The organism is Bathymodiolus heckerae thiotrophic gill symbiont (assembly GCF_900128515.1).
Classification (GTDB): domain Bacteria; phylum Pseudomonadota; class Gammaproteobacteria; order PS1; family Pseudothioglobaceae; genus Thioglobus_A.
Genome location: NZ_FQTP01000194.1, coordinates 1 through 1,581 on the forward strand (window position 1 = coordinate 1; position 1,581 = coordinate 1,581).

Consider the following 1,581-nt stretch of genomic DNA (forward strand, 5'->3'; position numbering starts at 1 on the left):
TCGGAATGCAATTCTTTGCCTCCCTCGCGCGCTGCTAGCGCACTTCGGATCAGCGAATTGCCCTGCCGCCTACCAGGGACTAAAAATCATCACTTCGCTTAGGCTCCGTTTCCCTGATTTTTAGCGGAAGTGCTTCATTGGAACGCATCTAGGTTTAAGTATAGCTCTAACTTAAGAGCAAATTTATGGTCAGGTTTTCTTAGAGATTGGAAGGATAAAGGAATAACTTCGGCTGAATTGTCGGTTTTACCTAAAGCCCTTAACAGTCCCGATGATGATACCGATTTACAAATAGCTATTGCGAAGGAAGTCCGCTGGACTTTGGAGGAGGTGGAGCAATATTTCATCGAGTGCGAAGAAATTTGCAGCGATGATGGGCTTCCATACTATAACCTTGCAAAGTTTAGTGAAGAAACCCCCTCTGATCTAAAGGAGCTAGCAGGCTTAAATAGTTCAAATGAGGTTCATTTGGACTTACATCTTGTTCCTATCAGGGGCGATGAGGAAGAAATATAATCCATTTTGTACTTTCTGCATTTTAAGTATAATGCAGAAAGTAAGTTTTCCGAAGCCTTGAAAATCAAACGTTTTTATTCCTTAATCCAGCTATCACGAATGAGCGAAGTGCAGAAAGTTACAGAAACATACGAAAGCTCAGGCGTTAAGTGGGTGACGGGTTTAGAAGTTGAAGCTCTGAGGATAGGGGCTAAGGCTAGCCGTAATCCCGTCAGAAATGAGCTTATTATTCTCATGCTCTATCGTCATGGGCTGAGAGAAAGCGAGCTTTGCAATCTCCAGCTAGAAGTTATCAATCTCGATGAGGCTAGAATTTTCATCAAGAGGGTTAAAAATGGTAACGACTTTATACACCCTATAGCCTAGCCTCTGATGAATTGAGGCTTTTAAGGCGTTATTTGAGGCTCAGAGAGGAAAAGCAAGGGCAAGGCTTGCCGTGGTTGTTTGTATCCGAGCAAGGCACTAGCTTTTGTCGTGATAGCATTAACAAAATTGTTACTGCCAGCTACAAGAAGGCGGGGCTTAGAAAAATAACCCCTCACATGCTTAGGCATGGTTGCGGTTATGCTTTGATTAACAAGGGGTATGATGTACGTGTGGTACAGGACTATTTAGGGCATAAAGACATTAGAAATACAGCTATTTATACAAGGCTTGATGATAAGCAGTTTAAAGGGATTTGGGATTAACTATGACAAGTTTTTTAATTATTTTAGTAAGATTGATTGTGGCCATATTTTCGCTAGTGGTTATTATTATTCCAGTATTGGTGGTAGCATTTGTTTTAGAATTTATTTGTGCTATTTCATATTTTGCCTTTTGTGCGTTATTTTATAGTGAAGAATATATTAAAAACGAAGCTTGGCTTAGGCATTTCCCAACATCTATAAAAAACTTTAGGCGTATTTTTCTTACGGTTTATGACTATGCTTTAAATAGTAACCGTTCATTCCCCTATATAATTAAGCAGCAACTAGCGCAGGCATCTGCGGTAATTTAGGCACATTATTTCCCTGGCGGCGCATTTTAATAACATCCCTAAGATACAAAAGTGGTGAACTATTT

General features: G+C 40.2%; 4 protein-coding genes. All 4 read left to right on the forward strand.

Going from position 1 to position 1,581, the window contains the following annotated elements:
- The first annotated feature begins 237 nt into the window (after positions 1–237).
- The 4 genes from BTHERMOSOX_RS11100 (at position 238) to BTHERMOSOX_RS11115 (ending at position 1,516) form a co-directional block, all read left to right on the forward strand.
- Positions 238–516, forward strand: a complete 279-nt coding sequence (locus tag BTHERMOSOX_RS11100; protein WP_171004760.1) for a hypothetical protein — start codon at positions 238–240, stop codon at positions 514–516.
- 99 nt (positions 517–615) lie between these two features.
- On the forward strand, positions 616–882 hold the full coding sequence (locus BTHERMOSOX_RS11965) for a tyrosine-type recombinase/integrase (RefSeq protein WP_212744661.1): 267 nt from the start codon (positions 616–618) through the stop codon (positions 880–882).
- Between the two features lie 32 nt (positions 883–914).
- Complete coding sequence (locus BTHERMOSOX_RS11970) at positions 915–1,205, forward strand: tyrosine-type recombinase/integrase (RefSeq protein ID WP_171004762.1); 291 nt, start codon at positions 915–917, stop codon at positions 1,203–1,205.
- Positions 1,206–1,207: 2 nt separating this feature from the next.
- Positions 1,208–1,516, forward strand: a complete 309-nt coding sequence (locus BTHERMOSOX_RS11115; protein WP_138121187.1) for a hypothetical protein — start codon at positions 1,208–1,210, stop codon at positions 1,514–1,516.
- Positions 1,517–1,581: the final 65 nt, after the last annotated feature.